The organism is Shewanella spartinae (assembly GCF_019457555.1).
GTDB lineage: Bacteria > Pseudomonadota > Gammaproteobacteria > Enterobacterales > Shewanellaceae > Shewanella > Shewanella loihica.
In genome coordinates this window covers 2,847,362-2,871,512 of record NZ_CP080418.1, presented here as the reverse complement: position 1 = coordinate 2,871,512, position 24,151 = coordinate 2,847,362, and the positions used below count along the sequence as shown (strand labels likewise).

General features: G+C 55.0%; 18 protein-coding genes. 12 read left to right on the top strand and 6 right to left on the bottom strand.

The genetic code is table 11. The annotated features are described in order from the left end of the window. Positions 1-91 precede the first annotated feature (91 nt). Positions 92-619 (bottom strand): endonuclease SmrB, encoded by a 528-nt coding sequence (gene smrB / locus K0I31_RS12620; protein ID WP_220042797.1) that lies wholly within the window; start codon positions 617-619, stop codon positions 92-94. Positions 620-698: 79 nt separating this feature from the next. Between smrB and prmB the strand changes: the two genes are divergently transcribed. The 6 genes from prmB to K0I31_RS12590 all read left to right on the top strand — a co-directional run bounded on the left by prmB (position 699) and on the right by K0I31_RS12590 (position 6,271). Beyond that, on the top strand, positions 699-1,643 hold the full coding sequence (gene prmB, locus K0I31_RS12615) for a 50S ribosomal protein L3 N(5)-glutamine methyltransferase (protein ID WP_220078612.1): 945 nt from the start codon (positions 699-701) through the stop codon (positions 1,641-1,643). 131 nt (positions 1,644-1,774) lie between these two features. Then, on the top strand, positions 1,775-2,869 hold the full coding sequence (aroC, locus tag K0I31_RS12610) for a chorismate synthase (protein ID WP_220078611.1): 1,095 nt from the start codon (positions 1,775-1,777) through the stop codon (positions 2,867-2,869). Between the two features lie 220 nt (positions 2,870-3,089). Next, positions 3,090-4,253 (top strand): MFS transporter, encoded by a 1,164-nt coding sequence (locus K0I31_RS12605; RefSeq protein WP_220080843.1) that lies wholly within the window; start codon positions 3,090-3,092, stop codon positions 4,251-4,253. Positions 4,254-4,273: 20 nt separating this feature from the next. Then, the gene (locus tag K0I31_RS12600) at positions 4,274-5,440 is read left to right on the top strand and encodes an ATP-NAD kinase family protein (RefSeq protein WP_220078610.1); all 1,167 of its coding nucleotides are present in this window, start codon (positions 4,274-4,276) and stop codon (positions 5,438-5,440) included. A gap of 22 nt (positions 5,441-5,462) precedes the next feature. Next, the gene (locus tag K0I31_RS12595) at positions 5,463-5,744 is read left to right on the top strand and encodes a YfcL family protein (protein ID WP_220078609.1); all 282 of its coding nucleotides are present in this window, start codon (positions 5,463-5,465) and stop codon (positions 5,742-5,744) included. Positions 5,745-5,746: 2 nt separating this feature from the next. Further along, positions 5,747-6,271, top strand: coding sequence for an RNA methyltransferase (locus tag K0I31_RS12590; RefSeq protein ID WP_220078608.1), 525 nt, complete (start codon positions 5,747-5,749; stop codon positions 6,269-6,271). Positions 6,272-6,353: 82 nt separating this feature from the next. Here the strand turns inward: K0I31_RS12590 and mnmC1 are convergent, their stop codons facing one another. Then, positions 6,354-8,342, bottom strand: a complete 1,989-nt coding sequence (gene mnmC1 / locus K0I31_RS12585; protein ID WP_258406492.1) for an FAD-dependent 5-carboxymethylaminomethyl-2-thiouridine(34) oxidoreductase MnmC1 — start codon at positions 8,340-8,342, stop codon at positions 6,354-6,356. A 175-nt stretch (positions 8,343-8,517) separates the two neighbouring features. On the opposite strand from mnmC1, the gene fabB reads away from it, so the two are divergent. Beyond that, entirely contained in the window at positions 8,518-9,729 is a 1,212-nt protein-coding gene (fabB, locus tag K0I31_RS12580; RefSeq protein ID WP_011866207.1) for a beta-ketoacyl-ACP synthase I, read from the top strand. A 171-nt stretch (positions 9,730-9,900) separates the two neighbouring features. Here fabB and K0I31_RS12575 read toward each other — a convergent pair whose 3' ends face one another. Next, complete coding sequence (locus tag K0I31_RS12575; RefSeq protein ID WP_011866206.1) at positions 9,901-10,638, bottom strand: YciK family oxidoreductase; 738 nt, start codon at positions 10,636-10,638, stop codon at positions 9,901-9,903. 260 nt (positions 10,639-10,898) lie between these two features. Between K0I31_RS12575 and K0I31_RS12570 the strand changes: the two genes are divergently transcribed. The 3 genes from K0I31_RS12570 (at position 10,899) to K0I31_RS12560 (ending at position 15,697) form a co-directional block, all read left to right on the top strand. Continuing rightward, positions 10,899-13,385 (top strand): VolA/Pla-1 family phospholipase, encoded by a 2,487-nt coding sequence (locus K0I31_RS12570; protein WP_220078606.1) that lies wholly within the window; start codon positions 10,899-10,901, stop codon positions 13,383-13,385. A 128-nt stretch (positions 13,386-13,513) separates the two neighbouring features. Then, positions 13,514-14,545 (top strand): protease SohB, encoded by a 1,032-nt coding sequence (gene sohB / locus K0I31_RS12565; RefSeq protein ID WP_220078605.1) that lies wholly within the window; start codon positions 13,514-13,516, stop codon positions 14,543-14,545. 138 nt (positions 14,546-14,683) lie between these two features. Beyond that, the gene (locus tag K0I31_RS12560; RefSeq protein ID WP_220078604.1) at positions 14,684-15,697 is read left to right on the top strand and encodes a helix-turn-helix transcriptional regulator; all 1,014 of its coding nucleotides are present in this window, start codon (positions 14,684-14,686) and stop codon (positions 15,695-15,697) included. Here K0I31_RS12560 and K0I31_RS12555 read toward each other — a convergent pair. The 3 genes from K0I31_RS12555 to K0I31_RS12545 form a co-directional block, all read right to left on the bottom strand. Continuing rightward, positions 15,694-16,929, bottom strand: coding sequence for an SO2930 family diheme c-type cytochrome (locus tag K0I31_RS12555; protein ID WP_220078603.1), 1,236 nt, complete (start codon positions 16,927-16,929; stop codon positions 15,694-15,696). The two genes, K0I31_RS12560 and K0I31_RS12555, sit on opposite strands and share 4 nt — an antisense overlap. A 52-nt stretch (positions 16,930-16,981) precedes the next feature. Continuing rightward, a complete protein-coding gene (locus K0I31_RS12550) occupies positions 16,982-19,633 on the bottom strand; it encodes a parallel beta-helix domain-containing protein (protein ID WP_220078602.1) in 2,652 nt (883 codons plus the stop codon). 642 nt (positions 19,634-20,275) lie between these two features. Then, complete coding sequence (locus tag K0I31_RS12545; protein ID WP_258406491.1) at positions 20,276-20,866, bottom strand: arylesterase; 591 nt, start codon at positions 20,864-20,866, stop codon at positions 20,276-20,278. Between the two features lie 34 nt (positions 20,867-20,900). Between K0I31_RS12545 and K0I31_RS12540 the strand changes: the two genes are divergently transcribed. Together K0I31_RS12540 and K0I31_RS12535 are read left to right on the top strand one after the other, a co-directional pair. Continuing rightward, the gene (locus K0I31_RS12540) at positions 20,901-21,641 is read left to right on the top strand and encodes an ABC transporter ATP-binding protein (RefSeq protein ID WP_011866199.1); all 741 of its coding nucleotides are present in this window, start codon (positions 20,901-20,903) and stop codon (positions 21,639-21,641) included. Beyond that, positions 21,641-24,091, top strand: a complete 2,451-nt coding sequence (locus K0I31_RS12535; protein ID WP_220078601.1) for an ABC transporter permease — start codon at positions 21,641-21,643, stop codon at positions 24,089-24,091. The genes K0I31_RS12540 and K0I31_RS12535 overlap by 1 nt, the downstream gene beginning before the upstream one ends. Positions 24,092-24,151: the final 60 nt, after the last annotated feature.

The following is a 24,151-nucleotide window of genomic DNA, read 5'->3' as shown; positions in this document are numbered from 1 at the left end:
ACTGAAATAAGAAGGCGGCACTTCACTCATCTCGTCAATTAAGCAGTGAGCTTCATCGTTTCCGCTGGCCACATTCCCAAAAGACAAAGGATTAATCCCAGCTCGGCAATTCGCCAACGTCAATCAACACCAGGAGGGCTGCATCGCCGCCCCATTCCTTAGGCGCCTTGTGAAAGGCCTTAACTTGAGGGTGCTGGGCCAGCCACATGGGAAGATTCTGTTTTAAGATGCCAGTGCCATGGCCATGCATCACGCAGCAGCAGTGGCTGTGCTGTTTAACACAGGCCTGGATTAGGGCCGCAAGTTCAAGTTTGGCCTCGGTTTGGCGCATGCCGTGTAAGTCCAGCAGCAGATCCGGCTGATAGTCGCCGCGTCTGAGCCGTTTGAGTTCGTGGCTGTCGACATCTTCTCGCGACCAGCGCATGGCACCCTCTAGGGGCAGCAGGGGCTGGTAGGTATCGGAAAAATAGCTGTCGGCGTGCAGCTGGGTGGTGGCTATCTCCAGCTCTCGCTTTGGTTTTTGCGGCGCGGCGAAATGACGCTTATCCTGTTTAAGCGGCTTTATCCCTTTGGTTAACGCCGAAAAAAGCGCCAATTCATCATCATTTTCTTTATTCATGGCGCTATTTTATTGAATCCGATGCCATATGAATAGAGTTCAGTTACAATGAGGCGGAACTATCTAGCGGGAGCCAGTTTTGGACAAGATTTTTGTTGATGAAGCCGTGACGGAATTACGTACAATCGGCGATATGTTACGTTGGGCGGTAAGCCGCTTTAACGATGCCAATATCTACTATGGTCATGGTACCGATAACGCTTGGGATGAAGCCATCGCTCTCGTGTTCCATGCGCTGCATTTGCCAGAAGAGATTGGTCAGCAGGTGATCCATAGCAATCTCACCAGCAGTGAAAAGCATAAGATTGTCGAGCTCATCATTCGCCGGGTACGCGAGCGTCTGCCCGTGCCTTATTTGACCAACCGCGCCTTCTTTGCTGGCCTGGAGTTCTATGTGGACGACAGGGTGTTGGTGCCGCGCTCGCCGATCGCCGAGATGATCGCCAATCGTTTCAGCCCTTGGCTCTATAACAAGCCGGTCAACCGTATTCTGGATCTCTGTACCGGCAGCGCCTGTATCGCTATCGCCTGTGCCTATGAGTTTGAAGATGCCGAGGTCGATGCTATCGACATCAGCAGCGATGCCCTGGAAGTGGCGCAGATCAACATTGAATCATTAGGGGTGATGGACAGGGTATTCCCTATCGAGTCTGACATGTTTGCCGCCATCCCTAAGGGGCCGCAATACGATCTGATTGTCTCTAATCCGCCTTACGTGGACGCCGAAGATATCGGTGACATGCCAGAGGAATATCATCATGAGCCAGAGCTAGGCTTAGCCTCGGGTCGCGATGGTTTGGATCTCACCAAGCGCATCCTTGCCAATGCGGCGGATTACCTGACTCAAGATGGTCTGCTGGTGGTCGAGGTGGGTAATTCTATGGTTCACCTTGTGGAACAGTTCCCCGAGGTGCCATTTACCTGGGTTAACTTCGAACATGGTGGTGACGGCGTGTTTGTGCTGACTCGCGATCAGTTAGTTGAAAATGAATCACTTTTCGCCATCTACAAAGATAGTGAATAATGTATGGTCGGCTAGAGTCTGATTGGCCAATGTTTTGTCGGCTTAGAATGACTAAGCCGATTTAGGAATATAGCCAGTGGCGGCTTTAGGTTATGCTGAGGCAAATAATCAAGTAGAGGTGAAGTAAGCGAATGTCGGGTAACAGTATCGGTCAAAATTTTGTGGTGACGACTTTTGGTGAGAGCCATGGTAAAGCCTTAGGTTGTATTATCGATGGCTGCCCTCCGGGTCTGGCGATCGATGAAGCCGATATGCAGCATGATCTCGACAGGCGCCGTCCGGGCACCTCGCGTTATACCACAGCCAGACGCGAGCCCGATCAGGTGAAGATCCTCTCGGGTGTGTTCGAGGGGCAAACTACCGGTACCTCTATCGGCTTAGTGATCGAGAATACCGATCAGCGTAGCCAGGATTACTCCAACATCAAAGATCAGTTCCGTCCGGGCCATGCCGACTATACCTACCAGCAAAAGTATGGCCTGCGTGATTATCGCGGTGGCGGGCGCTCATCGGCGCGGGAAACCGCCATGCGTGTGGCAGCCGGCGCTGTGGCCAAGAAGTATCTAAAACAGGTGCATGGCATAGAGATCAAGGGTTATCTGTCACAACTTGGGCCTATCTGCGCCGAGACGCTGGATTTTGATCAGGTTGAGCAGAATGCCTTCTTCTTTCCCGATGCCAGCAAGCTCGAGCAACTCGACGAGTATATGCGAGAGCTTAAAAAGAGCGGTGACTCCATAGGCGCTAAGGTGTCTGTGGTGGCGACCAATGTGCCTGTGGGACTGGGTGAGCCGGTTTTCGACCGCCTCGATGCCGATATCGCTCACGCCCTGATGGGGATCAACGCCGTCAAAGGGGTGGAGATTGGTGATGGCTTTGCCGTGGTAAACCAGAAGGGCTCCGAGCACAGAGATCTGATGTCGCCAGACGGGTTCGCCTCTAACCATGCGGGCGGTATTCTTGGCGGGATCTCGTCGGGTCAGCCTATCGTTGCGCATATCGCCATGAAGCCGACTTCCAGCATCAGCGTGCCGGGTGAGAGCATGACGGTGCAGGGTGAGCGCGCCGAGGTGGTTACCAAGGGGCGTCACGATCCCTGTGTGGGGATTCGCGCCGTGCCGATCGCCGAGGCCATGTTGGCTATCGTCCTGATGGACCATCTCCTCAGGCACAGGGCACAAAACATGAATGTCGAGAGCATTACCCCTGTGATAGGGATGAAGTAAGACGCAATTGAGCGAAAAAGAGGGCACAGTATTGTGCCTTCTTTTATGGAGCCCATTAATGCAATGGGTTCCAGTCAGAATAAAAAGTCATTATAAGAAGTCGCTCCGAGTCACCTCGAGAGCAGATAGTAACCCTGCTAGAAATCGCTCTACACATAGGAATAGCCCTACACAAATGTCGTCCAACGCCCAGTCATCTACGAGTATGTCTCCTAACGGCATGCAACAGCCTGATCCACAACACCAACTGCATTGGATTAGCGCCTGTTACTTTTTCTTCTTCGCGATCCTCGGCGTGCTGGTGCCTTATCTCGGGGTCTTCTTCGAGAACCGGGGCTTCGATGCTCAGCAGATTGGCTTTTTGCTCGCCATCCTGATGGCTACGCGCATCATAGCCCCGAATATCTGGGCCATGGTGGCCGATAAGACGGGCATGCGTGGCCAGCTGGTGAAGATGGGGGCGGCATGTTCGGCGGTCACCTTCATGAGCTTCTTCTATCACGGTGGCTTTGTCTATCTGGCCATCAGCCTCAGCATCTATACCTTCTTCTGGAACGCTATCTTGGCCCAGCTTGAGGTGATCACCCTAGAGACCCTGGGGGAGAACACCGGGGGCTATGGTAAGATCCGCAGCTTCGGCAGCCTGGGTTATCTGGTGTTCGTGGTCAGCGTAGGCTTTGCCATCAGCCAGTTCGGCACAGAGATCTTGCCCTTCGTCGGCCTGGCTCTGTTCCTTGGCTTGCTGGGCTGCTCCCTGTCTCTGCCAAGTACCCGGGTGAAGGTCGATAAGAGTCAGGTGCCCACACCTCTAAAGCTAGATGCGGGTATCGTCTGGTTCTTGCTATCGGCCATGTTGCTGCAGATGAGCGCCGGACCTTTCTACGGCTTTTTTGTGCTTTACCTTAAACAGGTGGGTTACAGCGAGTCCAGCGCCGGCATCTATGTCGCTCTTGGGGTGCTGGCCGAGATTGTCATGTTTATGTTTGCACCAAGATTGTTGGGTCGATATGGGGTCAGTGCCTTGCTGGTGATCTCTATCGGCTTCACGGCGGTGCGGTGGCTACTCATGGCCTTTTGCGCCAGCAACATGATATGGCTCGGGGTTAGTCAGCTGCTGCATGCCTTCACCTTTGGTCTGGTGCATGCGGCCTCGATTCAGTTCGTTCATCAAAGATTCGACGTGCGCCACCGCAGTAAGGGGCAGGCGCTTTATGCCAGCCTGAGTTTCGGTGTCGGCGGCGCGCTGGGCACCTGGCTGTGCGGCTTTATCTGGGGCGATGGTTCCCAGGCTTGGCTGAGTTGGTTGGCGGCCGCCGTTTGTGCTCTGCTGTCCATGCTTGCGGTACTGTTAATCCCTAAGGCGCGCGAAATTGCAAAACAATAAGAGATGATAAGGAAATATCCATGAAACAGACATTTCGCCTCGGCGTGATCATCAATCCTCTGGCAGGCCTTGGGGGGAGTGTGGCTCTCAAGGGTAGCGATGGCGTGGCAGATGAGGCGATAGCCCGCGGCGCCGAGCCTAAGGCTCATCTGAGAATGGCCCAGGCGCTAGAGGTGATTAAACCTTATCTGGATAAGATCATTGTCGTTTCCGCATCCGGTGCCATGGGCGCCGATTTAGCCGCGAAGATGGGATTTAATCATCAGGTGGTTTATCAGGCGGGTGATACCACCGCGGCCAGCGATACCCAAGCCGCCGCCAAGGCGCTGCAGGCCGCAGGCGTGGATCTCTTGCTGTTTGCCGGTGGCGACGGCACGGCGCGTGATCTGTTTGAGGTGGTCGATGAGGCTCAGCCTGTGCTGGGTGTGCCGGCCGGGGTGAAGATTCATTCGGGTGTCTATGGCATCACGCCGCACGCCTCGGGCATGGTGGTCAAATTGCTGCTCGAGGGGGCTTTGGTGAGCCTGATGTCCGCCGATGTGATGGATATCGACGAGGTGGCCTTCAGGCAAGGAGTGGTAAGGGCGCGCCGATTCGGCGAGATGCAGGTGCCTGCCGAGCCCCGCTACATTCAGGCGGTCAAGATGGGCGGCAAAGAGGTCGACGAGCTGGTGCTGGCGGATATCGCCGCCGAAGCGATTGAGCAGATAGACGATGGGCTCGCCATCATGGGCTCGGGCAGCACAGTCGCCGCCGTGATGGAGGAACTTGGGCTGGATAACACTCTGCTCGGGGTGGATTTGATTGACGCGGGTGAGCTGCTTGCCAGCGATCTCAGCGCTAAAGCACTGCTCGAGGCAACCTTAGGCCGTGAGTGTAAGTTAGTGATCACCCTCATCGGCGGCCAGGGGCATATCCTGGGGCGGGGCAACCAACAGTTGTCGCCGGCGCTTATTCGTCAGGTGGGCAAAGAGAATATTATCATCCTGGCGACAAAAACTAAGTTAAAAGCACTTGAAGGTCGGCCCTTAATTGTGGATAGTGGCGACCCAGAGTTAGACAGCGAATTATGTGGTTATTATAAAGTCGTGACCGGCTACCACGATTATGTGATGTATCAGGTGGCTAATCCTGACCTAATCAGCCTAGATTTAGTCAGCCCAGATGTAATTGGGCAGCCTGAGTAGCAAGATGACAATTGGAGACACAATGTTAGAGCAGTATGAGCAAGCATTAGACGAGTGGATCGCCACCAAGGTAGCAGGTGGTGATGACGACCAACTCTTTGCCAGTGGTTACCTACAGGGGCATGTGGCCGTGGTGCTGTCAGAGCTCGAGCAGGAAACGGTGCAAGACAGCGAGGCGCTGGAGGCTAAGATGCAGGTCTGTCTGGAAACGGCCAAGTCTGAGCTCGAGCCTGCCGATCTTGCCCTGGTGGTTAATGCCTGGGCTGAGCTGCGCGAGAAGATAGCTCAGGTAGCAAACGCCTAGTCATGGCTAATGCAAGCAAGGTGATCATTGGGCTGCAAAACCCAAAGAGCCCGACGAACGTGGGCGGCGTGATGCGCGCCGCCGGCTGTTATCGCGCCGATGAGGTGCGTTACACGGGTAAACGTTATGCGCTGGCCGCCCAGCACAGGGGCGAGCAGTACAATACCGACACCAAGCGGGTGAGTCAGCATATTCCCCTCAATGGCGTAGAGTCGCTGCTTGACTCACTCGATGCCGATACCAAGGTGATCTGCGTCGATCTGGTGGAAGGCGCCACGCCATTGCCAGCCTTTAGCCATCCGCAGAAGGCGATTTACCTATTCGGCCCTGAAGATGGCACCCTAGATCAGGCGCTTATCGATTGCGCCGATGAGGTGGTCTATGTCCCGACCGTGGGCTGTATGAATCTGGCCTCCTCGGTCAATGTACTGCTTTATGACAGGTTGGCCAAGGGGGAGCATCTCTCGGGCGATGACCTCATTCGTGCCAGTCGCGACACCAACAACCGCGTCAGGGTCAAAGCCTAACTCATCTGGTGGATCACTTACCAAGGGCTTAACTACTAGCCCTTGGTACTCATTGCTTACCCCTAATCTCTCAAGTTAGCGCTTACAGCGCCTTTCCCTTAATCAGCTTTCGCATCCACATGCGGTTGGGGTTGAGCAGGGCTAATATATCCTGAGTGGCGGGCAGGAGCTCGCCGCAAAGCTGGGCGGCTAAGATCTCTGCCGCCAGCGGGCCAGAGGTGAGGCCCCGCGATCCAAGTCCTCCGAGAATAAACAGTCCCTGATGAACGGGGGCTGGAGTCACCTGCCAACACTTGGCGCTCTCCTTGGTACTCTTCTTGGTTTGCTGATGGTTGAGATAGGTTGCCGATATCGCCTCAAAGTCGGGTGCACAGCCCATCATGGGGGCATGATCCCGTGTGACCATACGCACACCTACGCGAGCGCTATGGCCTGTAATATCTACCGCCTTGGTCCACTCGCCGCCGTAGCTTGTGCGGATCTTGTCTAAATTCTCCACCTGCTCCACCGCGCTGTAGTCGAGATTGCTGGCGTCTTTCACATAGCTGGCCCCTGTGCAGTGCAGCTTATCGTGGGCAGGGGTTAGGTAGCCGTGGGCGCAGAGCACCGTCTTAAGATCCTTAAGTGGCGCTCTTGCCGGGATATGGCTGACCTGACCACGAAAACCGCTGATGGGTAAGTGGGCGGTTTGCGCAAAGTCGGTCAGGTGGCGGCCATTGGCCAGCACCAGATTGGCAAAGGGGCCCAATTCGACTTCTTGAGCATCTTGAATGGCGCTGAGATACCACTGCTGGTTTACGAATCTAATCGCCGTGATTTGGCATTGGTAGTGGCTGGTCTGTTTACCTAACTGCTCGGCCTGGCTGATGGCCGCGCGGGTAAAGGCTTGGGGCGACACCCAGCCTGCGAGCGGATAGTAGATCCCCTGGTGTTCTATGGTGACCCCGGCGAGCGCCGAGGCCTGGGTTGCATCGACGGGGCGTGCAATAGATTCGGCCCAGGGCTGAGCATTGATTATCTTGGCGAGGCGCTTATGGCTGCGCTCATCGTGGCCGGTCTGCAGCACGCCGCAAAAATCATGGGGGATCTCATGGCCCGCCTCAAGGAGCTGCTTGATCCTTTGACGACTAAAGAGGTAACCCTGCAGAAAATAGTGACTCAGGCTGCCATGCTCTGGGGTGAGCAGGGGATAGATGGCGCCCTGTTTATTGCCCGAGGCTTGCTCGCCCGGCGCCTTATCCATACAGAAGAAGCTAACCTTTTTGCCGCGCTCAGCCAGCGATAGCGCCAGGTTCGTGCTGGCGACCCCACCACCTATGATGGCGATTTCTCCTTCACGACCTTGTGTTAAGGGGTTGAAGGCAAACTGATCTAATTGTTGGCGCCTAAGAGCGCGCCGCTCCACCATGGCGATATCCTGCGACGCTAGACTTGGTTTTTCGAGTAGAGTCACGAGCAGGTCATCTTCTGGAGATAAGTTAAGGCGATAGCAGGTAAAACCCGCCTTGATGATCAACTGGGTCAGTAAGTTTGTATTGGCGTTATCTGAAGTCTCGTCTAGATTGACGTCGCTATTCTCGAGAAGGAGCAGGTCGGCGTTATCTTGGCTGAGGCGCGCCATCTGCCAGATAAGCGCCTCATCGGTAGCCTGGGTATCGGCCAGCCAGCTTTGGATGGCTTGACTTGCTAGGTTTGGGGACACTAAGTCTTTGAGTTGGGTAAGCGGATCGCCAAGATGGATGTCTATGATAAGCCGCGCATTTACCAGCTTGAGCCTGTGACAGCCCGACACCCGAGCGTCGTAAATTGCCTTAATTTGTTCTTTGGCTGGTGACGCCAGGGTTTCACTCTCGGCAAGGGCCTTAAGCCAGCTTGCCTGATGCTGGGCGAACAGGTGTAGTTGAAGGTGCTGCTTTTGAAGGTGCTGCTTTGAACCGGCTTGTGTTAGTCGCTCTGTTATAAGCGCGGCTGGCCAGTTGGCATCACTGCTTGGGAGTAGGGCGATAATTTGGTGAGAGTTTTGACTCTTTACCGGCGATAAATGGCTGAAAATTGCGTCGAATGTAGGCATTTTGTCATTATTTTGTGCGTTATTCGGGTGTTCGGTGGCCAATGAATTTACTCTCAAGGGGATATTAGGCATTATTTTACCTGCCTTTATGGAAAGCTGACCACTTAAATGCAGTAAAAGCGATACTATTGGCGCAGCTAAATTGGTACTAGACGTACGGAATGGATAGTAAATAATGAAAAGAGTCGTGATCACCGGCCTTGGCATAGTGTCAAGTATCGGTAACAACAAGCAAGAAGTCACCGAGTCACTCAAAGCGGGTCGCAGTGGTATTACCCACTCAGATCAGTTTGAAGAAATGAAGCTTCGTAGCCATGTTTGGGGCGACATTAAGTTAGACCCTAAAGAACATATCGACCGTAAAGCATTACGTTTTATGGGTGATGCAGCCGCATACGCTTATATTGCCATGGAGCAAGCGATAGCCGATGCTGGCCTCACCGAAGAACAATATTCAAATCACCGCGTCGGTATCATTGCCGGTACTGGCGGCGCGTCATCGGCTAACCAGGTTCAGGCTGCCGATACTCTGCGTGAGAAAGGTGTGAAGCGCGTTGGTCCTTATATCGTGCCACGCATCATGTCGAGCACGGCTAGCGCCTGTTTGGCCACGCCATTTAAGATCAAGGGCATGAACTACTCAATCAGTTCGGCTTGTGCCACCAGTGCTCACTGTATCGGCCATGCGGTCGAGTTGATTCAGATGGGTAAGCAAGACATGGTCTTCGCCGGTGGTGCAGAAGAGGTGGATTGGACCCTGACCATGGGCTTCGACGCCATGGGCGCACTGTCGACTAAGTATAACGATTGCCCTGAGAAGGCTTCTCGTACCTATGATGCGGACCGTGATGGTTTCGTTATCTCTGGTGGCGGCGGAATCGTGGTTGTCGAAGAGCTTGAGCATGCGCTCGCTCGTGGCGCTAAGATCTATGCCGAAGTGATAGGTTACGGCGCATCTTCAGATGGTTACGACATGGTTGCACCATCTGGCGAAGGCGCGGTGCGTTGCATGAAGATGGCCCTCGAAGGTGTAGACACACCAATCGACTACATAAACACCCATGGTACTTCAACGCCTGTTGGCGACATGCGTGAGCTGGAAGCCTTGGCCGAAACCTTCGGTGACAACCTGCCTGCTATCGCATCGACCAAGTCTTTGACTGGTCACGCTCTGGGCGCCGCGGGTGTGCATGAGGCGATCTACAGCCTGATCATGATGGAGAACAGCTTCATCGCACCAAGCATCAACATCGATACTCTCGACGAGAAGGCTCAAGGTATGCCTATCGTGACCGAATATCGCGATGCCGAGCTTAACACTATCATGAGCAATAGCTTCGGCTTCGGCGGCACAAACGCTACCCTGGTCATGCGCAAGTACAAGTAATTGCTCAGACATTATTGATTGTGATTAGAAAAGGGAAGCAGATGCTTCCCTTTTTTGTGTCTCGCTTCTGCTGGTCATCTTACTGATAAAAAGTGAAACACGCCCATTAAAGCGGGCGCGTTTCTGATGACTGAGGCTTAAACCACCGAGCTTTAAGCTACCTGCCTTAAACTACTGGGCGTTAAACTGCTGGCCCGTGACGCCTTTAGCATCGTCACCCATGAGGTAGAGATAGGTCGCCATGATCTCTTCTGGCGCCTTGAGATCCTGTGGGTTCTCGGCAGGGTAGGCATTGGCGCGCATCTTGGTGCGGGTGGCGCCAGGATTGATGCTGTTGACTCTCAGGTTGCTGTCTTCATATTCGTGGGCCAGAGACTGCATCATGCCTTCGGTGGCAAATTTTGAGATGGCATACTCGCCCCAGAAGGCGCGTCCCTGACGGCCAACGCTGCTGGAGGTGAACAGGATAGAGGCAGCAGGAGCTTTCTTCATCACGGGAAGCAGCGCCTTGGTCATCATGATCTCGGCGACCAGGTTAACCTGTAGCACTTCCTTGACCGAATCCATCGAGATATGTTCGAACGGGCCTAACACGCCCAGCAGGCTGGCGTTGTGCAGCAGGCCGTCGAGGTGACCAAACTGCTGCTCTATGGTTTCGGCCATGTCCTGATAGTTTTGCTCTGTGGCGCCTTTGAGATCGAGTGGCACGATAGCGGGGGTAGGGTAGCCGGCCTGTTCTATCTCATCATAGACGGCTTCCAGTTTCTTGACTGTCTTGCCCAGCAAGATCACCGTGGCACCATGTTCAGCGTAGGCCAGAGCAGCGGCGCGACCAATACCATCTCCGGCGCCTGTGACCAGTATCGTTTTATCTTTAAGTAAATCTTTTGCTGCCTGATATTCCAACATGAGTCAATTTTTCCTGTTAGCGGAATTCCCCGCCATTTCTATGATTTATTTGAGCCTGAAACGAATGTTTAAAACAAATGACTGATTAATGACCATCGTTCTGTTGTTTGTGTGTGACAAAATTGTAGCTAACTCAATAATTTTGCGTTAACTTGAGTAGCCATAAGGACACTAAAAGTCCTATTGGTCACACAAGGAAGACTATTGTGACCAATTTTTGGGGAAAACAAAATTATTACAACAAGATTTGGGGAAAAAAGATGAAAAGACTCTTTTTGGGTGTCGCAATTGCATCCGCATTGGGAGTGGCTGGTTGTAGCGAAGATAGCGTCGATCAACTCGCAGAGAAGACTGAGCCGCTAATCCCTCTTTCACACATGGTATTCGATCCTGCTAACAGCAAGGTACCATTACCCAACGATCTACTCTTTAGTGGCACCACCGACGGTACCCTGACCATGCCGGGCGAAAAAGCCGACGGCTCAAGCGATTACACCGACCCTCAGATGGCGTTGGGCGCGCTTGATGGTTGGTCGACCACCTCTCCCATCTCTATCACGGTTGAACCTGCTACCGACCATGACGGCACTATGCTGACGCTGGCGGCAGCCTCTGTGGCCCAGCCTGGCGCGGTGCGCATGTTCGAAGCCACTGTAGGTGGTCCGCTATCATCGGATCCCGAGTGTCAGTCTGCGCCATCTGTGTCGGCCTGTAAGATCGGCAACGAGCTTCAGTTTGGCGTCGACTTTGTCGCCAGCGCCTCGGGCAACACTATCGCTATCGTACCGCTCAAGCCCCTCAAGGCGGGCCAATCTTATGTGTATGCGACCACAGACCTGATTCAAGACTCGGCAGGCCGCCCTATTGCGCCGTCGACCACCTATGCCACGCTGAAACTCGATATCGAGACCAAGCCGCTGCAGACACCCGATCAGCTGATGCTGCAAACGCTGGTGAACAGTTATGAGAAGGGCATGGCCGCCGCTCACGGCGTAGATAGCGCGACTATCAGCTATGCTGGCCTGTTTACTACCCAGGCGATCAGCGATGTCTATGAGACGACTAAGCTACTGATGCTGCAAGAGGGCACCCCTTTTGCGCCGTCTCTCTCTGTGCCTCAGCCGCATCCGCTGGGGATCACAGTTGCCCAGGCGGCTGGCCTGACACCAGCCGATGGCGTGGCCTATGTGGTCTCTAGCCTGGCCGATGTTTATGTTGCAGAGCTGACTCTGCCTACTTATGGCGCCTGTAACTCTGTGATGTGTAATGGCATTAACGGTAACTGGCATGCGCTGGGCGACAGCCCTGTAGCCGTATTGTTAGCCCTGCAATCGGGTACCCTGAGTCAGCAAAATTACGGCGCTCAGGCCGTGGCGCACGGTATCGACCCCGCAGCGGGTCTGGCCGATCCTGCCCTGTTAGCGGGTAAGGCATGGCTACTCGATGATGGCACACCTGCCGATAAGGCCAAGCACCTGACTAAGTTCAACCCTATCCCTGCTCCAACTGGCGCAGAGAAGGTCCCTGTGTTGATCTCTATGCCAAACGCCGAGCGTCTGGCGCAGTTCTACTCCTCTCAGGGATTACCTTTTACGCCGCCAACTGGTGGTTGGCCGACTACCATCGCCATGCATGGCCTAGGCGGTGGTAAAGAGATGTCACTGGCCTATGCCGGTAGTTATGCCGCCATGGGCGTTGCCACTATCGCCATCGATATGCCGCTGCACGGCGCTCGCTCATTCGATGCTAACGGTGACGGCATCTATGAGGTATCGGCTTCAGATCCAGCATTTGGCGCTGTGATAGGTAACCCAGATGCGTTTAAGAATGGTAACCCCTTGGTGTTTGTTAACATTGCGAGCACTCTGGCGGTACGTGATAACTTCAGACAGGCAACGGTTGACCATCTGGCGCTTCGCGCCGCCCTCACCGGGCTTGCCGGTGGCCTAGCCGCCGCACAGATGCCGCAGATGTTCGATATCACCAAAATAAGCGCACAGGGCCTGAGTCTTGGCGCCATCGTCGGCACCGACTTTGCTACCTATGCTAACTCTGGCCTGAGCCATCCGGCTAACGGTGCGGACCTTAGCTATGTGCATAAGCTCAATGCGGTTTCTCTGGTTGCGCCAACTGGTGGCTTATCGGGCACCTTCATCGGCTCTGCCACCTTCGGCCCGCTGCTGTTTGAAAACGTAACCGCCAGCGATACCTTCAAGGCATTGGTGGATGAGGCTAACGTTGCCGGTTATGAGCCTGGTACGCCAGAGTATGCGGCCCTGGTTCAGGCTGTGTACGCCGAGTTCATTCCAACCTTCGCCTTCGCGGTACAGACGGCGGTAGATGGTGCGGATCCTATCAACCATGCAGCGACGCTTAAATCGACTGGCCTGCCTGTACATCTGATTGAAGTCGTGGGGGATGGCAGCAACTTAGGAGATCAGGTACTACCTAATCGCGTAGACAAGTTCCCTGTGGCGGGTACCGAGCCGCTGATTGCCAACCTGGGTCTTGAGTGTATAGATACCACGACAGTTGGCTCTGGCGCCGTGCGCTTTAGCAAGGGTCATCACAGCTCGCTGATTAGCCCAAGTGAGGTCCCAGGCGTGACAGATGGTAGCGCCGCCGCGGCTACGGTTGAGATGCAGCAGCAAGTTGCCGCGTTTGCCCTGACTGCGGGTAAGGGCCAGGCGAGCGTACTGGTGCAGGATGATTCGGTGATTCAGCCTTGCGCGGTGCCGGCTAACTAAGCCTAAATCCAAAAAGGACTAAATAAAAACCCAGCCTGGCTGGGTTTTTTTATGGCTGGATTTGTTATTGCCCTCAGGGCTGATAGAATAGCGGCCAGATTTTAAAGGCCTGATCACGGAGCTGAATTTTGGAATTTTTGTATGAGTATGGACTCTTTCTGGCAAAAGCCGTCACCATAGTGGTGGCTATCGTCGCCGTCGTGGTGCTGGTGTTGGCATCTGCGGTAAAGCAGAAGGCCGATAAGGGTGAGTTTAAGCTGACCAATGTGTCAGAAGATCTTAAGGCACTCAAACACGACTTAAAGGAAGAACTGCTGAGCAAGAAGCAGTTTAAGGCCTACGAGAAGGGCCTCAAGGCCGAGGCCAAAGCCAAGGAGAAGGCAGAGAAGGCCGATGGCGAAGCGGCGCCTACGCCTCGCGTATTTGTTATCGACTTCAAGGGCAGCATAGATGCCCATGAGGTGGCGTCACTGCGAGAAGAGATCAGCGCCATCCTGGCGATTGCCGAGCAAGGCGACGAAGTGGTGGTCAATGTCGAGAGTGGCGGCGGCATGGTCCATGGCTATGGCTTGGCGGCGAGCCAGCTCGATAGATTGCGCAGCGCCGAGATCCCACTGACCATCTGCGTCGACAAGGTGGCCGCGAGCGGCGGCTATATGATGGCCTGTGTGGCCAATACCATCTATGCCGCGCCTTTTGCCATCGTAGGTTCTATCGGCGTGGTCGCGCAGATCCCTAACTTCAATCGTCTGCTGAAGAAGCATGATATCGATTATGAGCAGCACACCGCCGGTGACTTCAAGCGTACCCTGACCCTGTTTGGTGAAAATACCGACGAAGGAAGACAGAAGTTCCAGGAAGAGCTGGAAGAGACCCATGTACTGTTTAAAGCCTTCATCAGCAAGTACCGTCCTACGCTAGACATCGCCAAGGTGGCGACCGGTGAGCACTGGTATGGTCAGCAGGCGTTGGATCTTGGTCTGGTCGATGGCCTCTCTACCAGTGACGATGTGGTGATGAAGCTTGCCGAAGAGAAGACAGTGATCAAGGTTCGCTATCAGCTGAAGAAGAAGATCGCCGACAAGCTTGCCCACAGCGCCTCTCTGGCGGTCAATGCCGTGTTCAATCGCTTGGCGGAAAAGAATCAACCTCTTAACTAAGGCTTGTGACTTTCACCGGATAAAAACCCGCCCTCGGCGGGTTTTTACATATTTGTAACTTTTTATCCCTACTGGGCTTTTACTCGCCCCTAAAATCTTATACAAAATACTATTATCCTTGGATGTTGTAATGATGAGATGACGAGTAATACCCGCTATCAGGCGACATTAAAAGTTGGCGATCAATCTTATCCCGCCTATGAACTGAGAAGTCTGGTTCATTTCCTAGCCGAGCGTTACGGCGAGCATCATGCCGAGCAGCTGTGTCAGGAGATAGGCCTGGGGCTAAACGAGCTGGCCAAGTTAAACTTTGTCTATGTCTGGCAGGTGGATTACGCCATGGCGTTTTTGGGGAACTTAGCCGATGACCCTCAGATAGGCGCGCGGCTCGGCGAGACCTACAGGGTGGAAGAGCTGGCGCTTATCTGGCCCTATCTGGCCAAGTGTCAGACCTTAGGTGAATGCCTTGAGTTTGTTATCGCCCATCCCGAGCTGGTGGGCAGCGTCTCCGATACCCTGGTGAGCCATGGCGAGCGAAGCCTCTATTTTCGCTGGCTCAATACGGCGAAGATCTCGGCGCCCTATTTCAGCCTGCAGTTTCAAAACAGCGTCTGCTCCATGTTAGCCCTGGCGCGTCAGCTCACGGGCCAGATGGTGACACTCGAGCGGGTGCTGCTGCCCACCCCGGTTCACGACAGTGAGTTCCTGGCGGCGTTCTGCCAGGCCGACGTTGATTTCGACGGCGAGTTCTTCGAGTGGGCCATCTCCCATGAAATGCTCTCGCTGCCTGTTGTGTATGACTTCTCTCTGCTGCAACTTGATGAGCAGGCTCTGCATGACACCTCCTTGATCGAGAAGGTATTGGCCATCCTAAACCAGGATTTTCCTAATAACCCTAAGCTGGAGTCGATGGCGCTGAGACTCAACATGAGTGATCGTACCCTGAGACGACACCTGGCGAGTGCCGGCACCAGCTATCAGAAGCTGGTGGATCAGGTGCGCTGCCAGACGGCTATCGGCCTCATCGTTCAGGGCGACAAGAGCATAGTGGATATCGCCGACATCATGGGCTTCGGCGATGTGAGCCATTTCCGTCAGAGCTTCAAACACTGGCTTGGCTTGCCGCCAGGCCAGTTTATTCGCAAGATCTAGCCTGCATGCTGGCAGTTGCCTAAACTGGGCGACAGGCCATCTATCCAGCTTTGCAGCACGGTCAATGCCTCCACATGGCTTAGGCTTCTGCCTATGGGCGGCATACGATCTTTGGGGGCATCGAGCATCTGGCGATAGAGCAAGATGGAGTGCTCACCATCGCCGGGGATGATGTCGTAGGAGAGGCCCTTCTCGCCGCCGTCCCAGCCAGGTGGCTGCTTACAGATCCCATATTGATAGCTGGTGTGATCCACATAGAAACCCAGGCGCAGGCCCGAGATGCTGGCAAAGCCTTCGGCCCTGTGACAGTGGGCGCAGTTGATATCCAAATATCCCTTGGCTCTAATGGTCAGTTCGACGCTCTCATCTGTGATTGCAGGCGCCGAATCTGGGGCGCCGCCCGCCGGTAGGCCGTTTAAGCGTCCCTGGTCGCGCCAATGTTCGAGCTGATTCACCGTCTGATTATCGACTAAAACTTCATGGTTTAGCAGGTAGGGCTTGAGGCCTATGGGATAGATCTGGGCGCCATTGTCACCAGCGCGTTGATGGCACACCTTACATTCTGCCCGGCTGGGCACATGGTAGGTGAATTCGAGCTGTTCGCCCTGACGCGTCAGGCTGTGGGCCTGATTGGCACCGGCAACGGCGAGCCGCGCCTCGCCGCCTTGCCAGAGATAGGGCAGCGCCGTCCAGCCGCTCTCGCGGTGGATAAGCAGACGGGTTTCGACCAGGGTCTCGTAGGCTTCCCCTGTGAGCTGGGTGTCGCTCGGCAGGGCAAAGGTCTTAACCAGCACGGCGCCTACCGGCAGGTCGAAAGTATCGCTCGGGTGATAGTCGATCTGGCTGCCATCGGGCAGGAAGATGAAACGGTATTTATGGGCGTAGTCGGTAAACAGCTGGCTGGAGAGTTCGTAGCTAAAACTTGGGCCATTAGGAGCTGTGGTTGGTTTATCAGGCTGCTGAAATAGCCGATATTGGGACAGAAGCTGACAATCTTGCTCCATCAGCGCCTGCCAGTTGATCTCCCCCTCCTGGCTATCGCATATATCCGTAGAGGGATCTGTTCCGCCCGCCGGCGGGGTCACAGGCGTGCCAGGCTGGTTGGTGTCTGTGCCTGTTTGATTGGTCGAGGAGTCATCGCTGCCGCCGCAGGCCGTGAGGCATAGCAGCAAGAGAGCTAATAAAACTGGGCTCGAAAGCGGCAGCAAACCTTTTACTGGGCTGGTTAACATAGTTTCGGCTCGTGAGAAAAAGGGCCGCCAGATGGCGGCCCTTGGGTTGGGATTATTGAGAGCAAGTGGCCAGCGGTAATCGCTTGATCCACTCGGCAATCAAGGCCGTGCCTTCGGTGTGGGACAGGCTGCGACCTATCTCTGGCATGCGATCGCCAGGTGTCGTGCTATCCATGCGGAAGTGCAGGATAGAGGTCTCGCTCGAGCCAGGCACCACATCGTAGCTCAGCGAGCCACCGCCATAGGCGATTGGCGACTTACAGGTACCGTGAGAATAGCCGCTATCCTCCTCGTAGGTGCGCCAGTACTCCAGTTTCAGGCCAGTGTTAGAGGCGTTGCCTTCTGGGCGGTGACAGTGGGCGCAGTTGATATCCAGGTAGCCCTTGGCGGTTTGCATCAGCTCGGCATCTGTCATGGCAGCCACCTTAGCCTCGTCGCCATCGTGGAAGGCGGGGACTGTAGGGATGCTTGCCGTGTCTGGCACGTCCTGCAAGATACCGGCGGCCTGCCACTTCATCAGCTGGTTCATGGTGCCGTCGCTGTAGGCGTAGTCCTTGTTCAGATGACGCGCCTTAGGGCCAATGGGCACGAATACCGCGTTACTGGCATCGTCACTCTTGAACTGGTGACACTGCTTACACTGGTTCATGCTGGGGACCACATAGTCGAAGTCCAGCGTCTTACCATTGTGAACCACCTGCTTGGCCTGGATGGCACCGGCCTTGGCCAGCACGGCATCTGTCTGCTCTGCGTTAAACACATAGGGCAGGGCCGACCAACCTGTGGCGCGTTTAATCAACAGTCGGGTCTCGACCAGTGTCTCGTTGGCCACGCCGCGCTTGCTGGTGTCGCTTGGCAGGGCGAAGGTCTTAGTGATCACAGTACCGACGGGGAAGTCCATGCTCTCGTTGGCCGAGTAGTTGGCCACCTTGCCCTCTGGCACGAAGACGAAGCGATACTTGCTGGCATAGTCGGTAAACAGCTGAGTGTTGAGATCGTAAGGAATGCCGCCTGAGTTCGCCCCAGTGCTCGGATCCTTAGTATCGGCAAACAGCTGATAGTCTGAGAGGTTAGGGCAGTTGGCGCCCTGCAGGGCATCCCAATTTACGCCCGGGGTGGTGGTGCTACACAGGCTAAGGTCACCATCGCCCACCAGACCACCTTCACCTTCGCCTATGGTGCCGCCACCACCGACCAGGTTACCGCCGTCACAGCCCTCGACATCGTCATCCACGCCGCAGCCGAAGATCTGATCGCCAAAGGTGACAGTATGTACAGGCAAACTGACCTGGGCACAGTTCATGATCTTATCCTGGGTCTTCTCATAGAGGACGTCGGCGATGCTGATATCTGTGTTGCTGTTGGCATAGAGACGACCGAAGGAGACATCGCCGTTATCGCGGGCACAGATGTTGTCGCTGCCATCATCGGCAAAAGGCAACTCCTTAAGCCCCAGATAGGCGGCGGTGCCGTTGTTGGAGAGCATTTCGCCCAGGCCATCGTAGAGGATCCCCGGGAAGGCGCCGTGGCTCAGCAGGTAGGCCTTGATGATATCTTCGATCAGATAGCCATTAGGCTTCTTGCCATAGTCTGTGATGACGTTGTCATGCAGATAGATGTTGCGTGGTGTCGGGCGCCAGCCATCTTCTATGGGTTGGCCCGGCTGGCCATAGTTGCCCACAAAGCTGGTCATATCCGGCTCGGCGATGAAGAAGCTGGATACGGTCACCCCTAAGGTGTCGTGGCCGGTGATCTCGTTGTTGAAGATCTCGACATCGTTAGTGGAGAGGATGATCACCCCAGTGCCCGGCGGCACGATATGTACCCCGGCAGGGTTAGAGGAGGCGTTGGCGAAGTTAGGGGTGTTGTTGTTATACACCTTGTTGTTGAAGATACGCACGCTGGAGCCATATCTGTGGTTGTTGATCGGCAGATCGAATACTAGGATGCCGCCCGTGTTGCCCATGGCTTCATTGTCGTAGACGTCGGCGTATTTAGAGTTTTCAATCTCGATACCGGCTACGTTTTCCTTGGCGATGTTACGGCGAACCACTATGTACTCAGACTGACCCACATAGATACCGGCATCGGCGCTGCCGCGCACATAGGTGTCTTCGATGAGGATGTTTTCACACTCCACCGGATAGAGGCCGTAGGCGCCGTTATCTTCATCCAGCGCACCTTCCCATACGGTGGCCAGGCGTCTCAAGATGATGCCGTTGGTGTTTTTCAGCTTGATGCCGTTGTTCTTGGCCTCATTGACCGACAGATCCTGGATAGTGATGTTAACGGCGTTCTGCACGAAGATACCATCGCCGGTGATCGACTCGGAGAAGTCCAGCACAGTCTCTTCCATGCCGTAGCCCATGATGGTGATGTTCTTGGCGTAAGCACCATCACCGTCTACGTCGCCGTCAAACAGCAGGGTCGACTCTATCTTAAAGTGTCCCTTAGGCAGCACAATCACATCATTGCTCTGTGCGTTGATCAAGGCTTCCTGAATGCGGGTGGTCAGGTTCTCGCCATCTTCGATGATGATGGCGCCGACCGGAAAGCTTGGGCCGGGATCCGTTGGTGTGGTGGTAACAGGTGGTGTTTCTACTTGAGGGGTATCTTCATCATCAGAGGAACAGGCGGTGATGGAGAGGGCCACTGCACTGGCCACTAGACTTGGGAGCAGCCACGAAGGCATCTTGTTGAACATAGTATCTCCTACTTATTTTTATTATTCCCACTCTAGATTGCACTGGCGTACTAGATAAGCAATGTGAAATCTGGCCAACAAATCATTAACATCCGTAACAATCAGTGGCTTAGTACATTTATTAAACAGGTGTTTGAGATAAAATTGAGGGAAAACAGTGAGGTGTGTAATTTATCAAACGGTAAAATTTGCCACACCAAACTGGTAGGATGAGTTGATTTTAGCATTCAAGCCTGATAGGGAGCCTAAACCGTTAGCCTTGGGGCCGTTGTTTGGGACCGTTGTTTTGGGGCTGTTGCTTGGGGCTTGGGGCTTGGGGCTTGGGGCTTGGGGCTTAGCGGGTAGGGCTGGATATAGGCTATAAGCCATTTGCGGCAATTTGTGGCGAGCCACCGATAGGCAGAAGGGGACTTAGCACGGGCTTGATCAAGCAGGGATTTGAGCAAGAAAGGGCTTGAGCAAGCATGGATTGGAGCAAGCAAGGCTTGGGGAGATATCTGGGCGCAGGTTGGTGCAAAACAGGAAGGGAAGGCCAAGTGTACAATTAGGGGGAGCTGTCAGCACTTGGCGTAAGAATAAATCACTCGGGCAAACAGGTGTGCATACCGGGATAGGCTGCCCAAATGCGTGCCTCAGGTGATCCTATTTACTCGATTGCTGCGTATCGATAAGCCAGGGGCGGATAAAGCTGACGATCTGTGGCTGTGCCTCTTCGTTGGGGTGTATGCCGTCGGCCTGCATCAGCTGGGGATGAATGGCTATCTCTGTCATGAAGAAGGGCACTAAGGTGACCCCTTGCTCGCTCGATAGCTCCTGATAGACCTGGGTAAATTGTTTGGCGTAGCGCGGACCATAGTTGGGAGGCACCATTACCTCGCTGAGCAGCACCTCGGCGCCTGAGTCCTTGGCGAGCAGTATCATTTTTGTAAGATTATTTTTCAATTGCTTAGGCGAAAATCCGCGCAGGCCATCGTTGCCGCCGAGCTCGATAAAGACTCGCTTGGCCTTGGTCGAGTCAAGCAGGGCGGGCAGTCGGCGCAGACCGCCGGCCGAAGTCTCACCGCTCACAGATCCATTGATGATGGTGACACCGGGGGATTGTTGCTGCAAAAGATGCACCCAGCCCTTGTCTTGTTCCATGCCGTAGCTTGCGCTTAGGCTATCACCTAAGATCAATATCGGGTTAGCATGGGCCTGGGGGATCAAGAAGACAAGCAGGCAAGCGGCTTGCACCAATCGGCTTAAGCGACGAAGCGAGAAGGAATTTATGTTAGAAAATAGTGCTATCAAGGTCAGTGATCTCTATAAATCGGTAACTACCCAAGAGGGAGAGCTTACTATCCTCAATGGCATCAATCTGGATGTCAAGTCGGGGGAGAGTGTGGCGATTCTTGGCCCCTCTGGCTCGGGCAAGTCGACCCTGCTCGGACTGCTGGCGGCGCTTGATTCGCCCACCAAGGGGGAGATAGTCCTCGATGGCGTGACACTCAATGGTTTGGATGAGGAAGGCAAGGCCGCACTGCGTAAACAGAAAGTCAGCTTTATCTTTCAGTCTTTCATGCTGGTCGATACCCTCAACGCCCTGGAGAACGTCATGCTACCGGCCGAGCTGTCGGGGATCAGTAACGCCAAGCAGAAGGCGCAGCAGATGCTCGAGCGTGTAGGCCTAAGCCACAGACTCAACCATTTCCCCAACCAGCTGTCGGGCGGCGAGCAGCAGCGTGTTGCCATCGCCAGGGCCTTCATCTGTGAGCCTAAGGTGCTGTTTGCCGACGAGCCGACGGGAAACCTGGATGGGGCCAACAGCGACAGGGTGGCGGACATGCTGTTTGAGCTCAACCGCGAGAGTGACACCACCTTGGTGCTGGTGACCCATGATCTCCAGCTAGCCAATCGTTGTCAGCGCCGCCTGAACATGCAGGCGGGGCAGTTGAGTGAGGTGATGAGCGAAACTGACAACAGCGGCGAGCAAGAGATGGCCCGTTCGAGCGCGGCGGAGGCGAGTTAATGGAGTCTCGCATCGCATGGAAGTTGTTTAAACGAGAGCTGCTACAGGGGCAGCTGTTACTCATCATTTTGGCGATCACCCTGGCTGTATTGTCGGTATCTGGTCTTGCGCGGGTGAGCGAGCGCCTGCAGCTTGCCATTAACGGTCAGGCCTCTAAGTTTATCGCCGCCGATCGCATCATTAACTCGCCGGTTCCGCTGGACGAAAAGATATTAGCCAAGGCCGACGCACTGGGGCTCAGACACGTTGCCAGCATGCAGTTTAACTCCATGGCTTACGCAAGAGACGCCTTTCAGCTGGTGACGGTAAGGGCGGTTGGCGACGGTTACCCCTTAAAAGGCGTGATAGAACTGAGCGATGGCCCGACCGATAAGCTGCCCAAGGCGGATCAGCTCTGGTACGAGACCCGCCTGGGTGGGATCTTGGGATACCCTAAGCAACTTGAGCTAGGTAATGCCAACTTCAGCCTGAGCGCCGAGATAGCTAGGCTGCCCGATGCGGGCTTTAACCCCTTCGCCTCATCTCCCGTGGTGCTGATGCGTCTGCAAGATGTGCCCAAGACTGGGGTGATTCAACCTGGCAGTCGGGTGAGCTATATCCATCAGTTCGCTGGAGAGGCTGACCTGCTCAAGGCCTTCGAGGCCGAAGTTAAACCGCTGCTCAACAACAGTCAGCGCTGGGTCGATGTGCAGTCGGGGGATTCGCCCATCGCCGGCGCGGTCAAACGGGCCGAGCGCTTCTTGCTGCTTGCCAGCTTGCTGGGGATAGCACTTGCCTGCGCCGCCATTGGGATAGCCGCCCAGCGTTACTGCCAGCGCCATTTCGACGTGGTGGCCATGCTCAAGACCTTCGGCGCTTCCAGCCGTCAGATTCGTATTCTCTTTGGCCTGCATCTACTATTAGTAACTCTTGCGGGTATCGCGTTGGGGCTCATCGGCGGTTTCCTACTTGATACGTTGATCAGCGCCTATTTGCCTGCCTCGATCTCGGCGTACTCGCCGCCGCTATTTAGGCCTATCGCCTTAGGGGTCGCCACTGGGCTTATCTCGGCCTTCATGTTCTCGGCTTATCCGCTGATGAGGTTGTTGGCCATTCCGCCCCTTAGGGTGTTGCAGCGCCAGCTGGAGGGGATCCAGCTGGGGATGTGGCTGCACCTGGTGCTTAGCCTATCGGCGATGGCACTGCTTGGGTATCTTTACTCACAGAGTCTGGTACTTACCTTGACTGTGGTTGCGGCCGTGATGCTGCTCGGCGTCTTGCTGAGTCTGTTTGGTTTTTTATTGATCCGCGCTGGTCACAGCGTAGGCATGAAGACCACCAATCCGATGCAGCTGGCCTTGGCGGGACTGAGACGCCGCGCTAGGCAAAACGCGGTGCAACTGGTGGGCTTTAGCAGCGCCCTGGTGTTGCTGCTGACCATCATAGCGCTTAGGCAAGACCTGCTCGATGAGTGGCATAAACAGCTGCCCGAGCAGTCGCCCAACTATTTCCTGGTGAACATAGCGCCCGAGGAGCAGGCGCCGCTGGAGGCTTATTTTAGTGACAATCGCGTCAAGGCAACCGATATCTATCCTGTGATCCGCGGCCGTCTGGTGGCGATCAATGGCGAGAAGTTGATCTCTGCAGAGCAGGCAGATGAGGGGGCCCAAGGCCGAGTGGGGATTTCCCGCGAGCTGAATCTGACCTGGCGGACCTCTCTGCCGCCTAATAACGAGCTGGTGTCGGGTCACTTTAACCAAAAGGCCGATGAGGTGTCGGTGGAGTCCGGCGTGGCCGAGCGTCTCGGTATCGGGCTTGGGGATGAGCTGAGCTATGTGATAGATAACCAGCCGCTGACCGTTAAGGTGGCCAGCATTCGCGCCGTACACTGGGAGACGATGCAGCCAAACTTCTTCATGATCTTCCACCCCGACGCCCTGGTGCCCTTTGCCTATACCTCAATGGCCAGCTTCTATCTGGACGACAGCAAGCGACCCATGGTGATCGAGTTGATCAAACACTTTCCCACGGTATCCATCATAGATGTCGGCGCCATGGTGAAGCAGCTTAGGCAGATTATCGATCAGGTATCCCTGTCGCTGACCCTGGTGCTGGTACTGGTTCTGCTGGCCAGCAGCCTGGTGATGATAGCGCAGACCGAGGCGGGGATGGCGACACGTCAGCGCGAGCTGGCGGTACTGCGCACATTCGGCGCCTCTGGCTGGTTGCTGCGCATGGCCACCGCACTGGAGTTTGCCCTGCTAGGGCTTATCGCCGGCCTGCTTGCCGCCATAGTCGCCGAATTCACCATCTACCTGCTGAAGACCCAGGTGTTTGAGCTGGTGGTCTATATGCATTGGGACTGGTGGCTGTTGGCGCCGCTTGCCGGCTCGGCCATCGTCGCCCTGCTGGGCACCTGGCGTTGTCGACAGCTATTGCAGAAGTCCTGTCGACAACTCTTGCAAGGCTAACGGGAAGGAAAAGAGGAGAGCGGTGCGATTGGTTAGCGCGCCGCTAGTTCAAGGCTCAAG

What these genes read in the sequence shown, in the direction of transcription:
- mnmC1 (WP_258406492.1), bottom strand. Translation starts at nt 8,342, where the DNA reads ATGCCTACATTCGACGCAATTTTCAGCCATTTATCGCCGGTAAAGAGT.
- K0I31_RS12535 (WP_220078601.1), top strand. Translation starts at nt 21,641, where the DNA reads ATGGAGTCTCGCATCGCATGGAAGTTGTTTAAACGAGAGCTGCTACAG.
- K0I31_RS12555 (WP_220078603.1), bottom strand. Translation starts at nt 16,929, where the DNA reads ATGTTAACCAGCCCAGTAAAAGGTTTGCTGCCGCTTTCGAGCCCAGTT.
- K0I31_RS12600 (WP_220078610.1), top strand. Translation starts at nt 4,274, where the DNA reads ATGAAACAGACATTTCGCCTCGGCGTGATCATCAATCCTCTGGCAGGC.
- K0I31_RS12595 (WP_220078609.1), top strand. Translation starts at nt 5,463, where the DNA reads ATGTTAGAGCAGTATGAGCAAGCATTAGACGAGTGGATCGCCACCAAG.
- K0I31_RS12570 (WP_220078606.1), top strand. Translation starts at nt 10,899, where the DNA reads ATGAAAAGACTCTTTTTGGGTGTCGCAATTGCATCCGCATTGGGAGTG.
- K0I31_RS12550 (WP_220078602.1), bottom strand. Translation starts at nt 19,633, where the DNA reads ATGTTCAACAAGATGCCTTCGTGGCTGCTCCCAAGTCTAGTGGCCAGT.
- smrB (WP_220042797.1), bottom strand. Translation starts at nt 619, where the DNA reads ATGAATAAAGAAAATGATGATGAATTGGCGCTTTTTTCGGCGTTAACC.
- K0I31_RS12540 (WP_011866199.1), top strand. Translation starts at nt 20,901, where the DNA reads ATGTTAGAAAATAGTGCTATCAAGGTCAGTGATCTCTATAAATCGGTA.
- K0I31_RS12560 (WP_220078604.1), top strand. Translation starts at nt 14,684, where the DNA reads ATGACGAGTAATACCCGCTATCAGGCGACATTAAAAGTTGGCGATCAA.
- fabB (WP_011866207.1), top strand. Translation starts at nt 8,518, where the DNA reads ATGAAAAGAGTCGTGATCACCGGCCTTGGCATAGTGTCAAGTATCGGT.
- K0I31_RS12575 (WP_011866206.1), bottom strand. Translation starts at nt 10,638, where the DNA reads ATGTTGGAATATCAGGCAGCAAAAGATTTACTTAAAGATAAAACGATA.
- K0I31_RS12605 (WP_220080843.1), top strand. Translation starts at nt 3,090, where the DNA reads ATGCAACAGCCTGATCCACAACACCAACTGCATTGGATTAGCGCCTGT.
- K0I31_RS12590 (WP_220078608.1), top strand. Translation starts at nt 5,747, where the DNA reads ATGGCTAATGCAAGCAAGGTGATCATTGGGCTGCAAAACCCAAAGAGC.
- aroC (WP_220078611.1), top strand. Translation starts at nt 1,775, where the DNA reads ATGTCGGGTAACAGTATCGGTCAAAATTTTGTGGTGACGACTTTTGGT.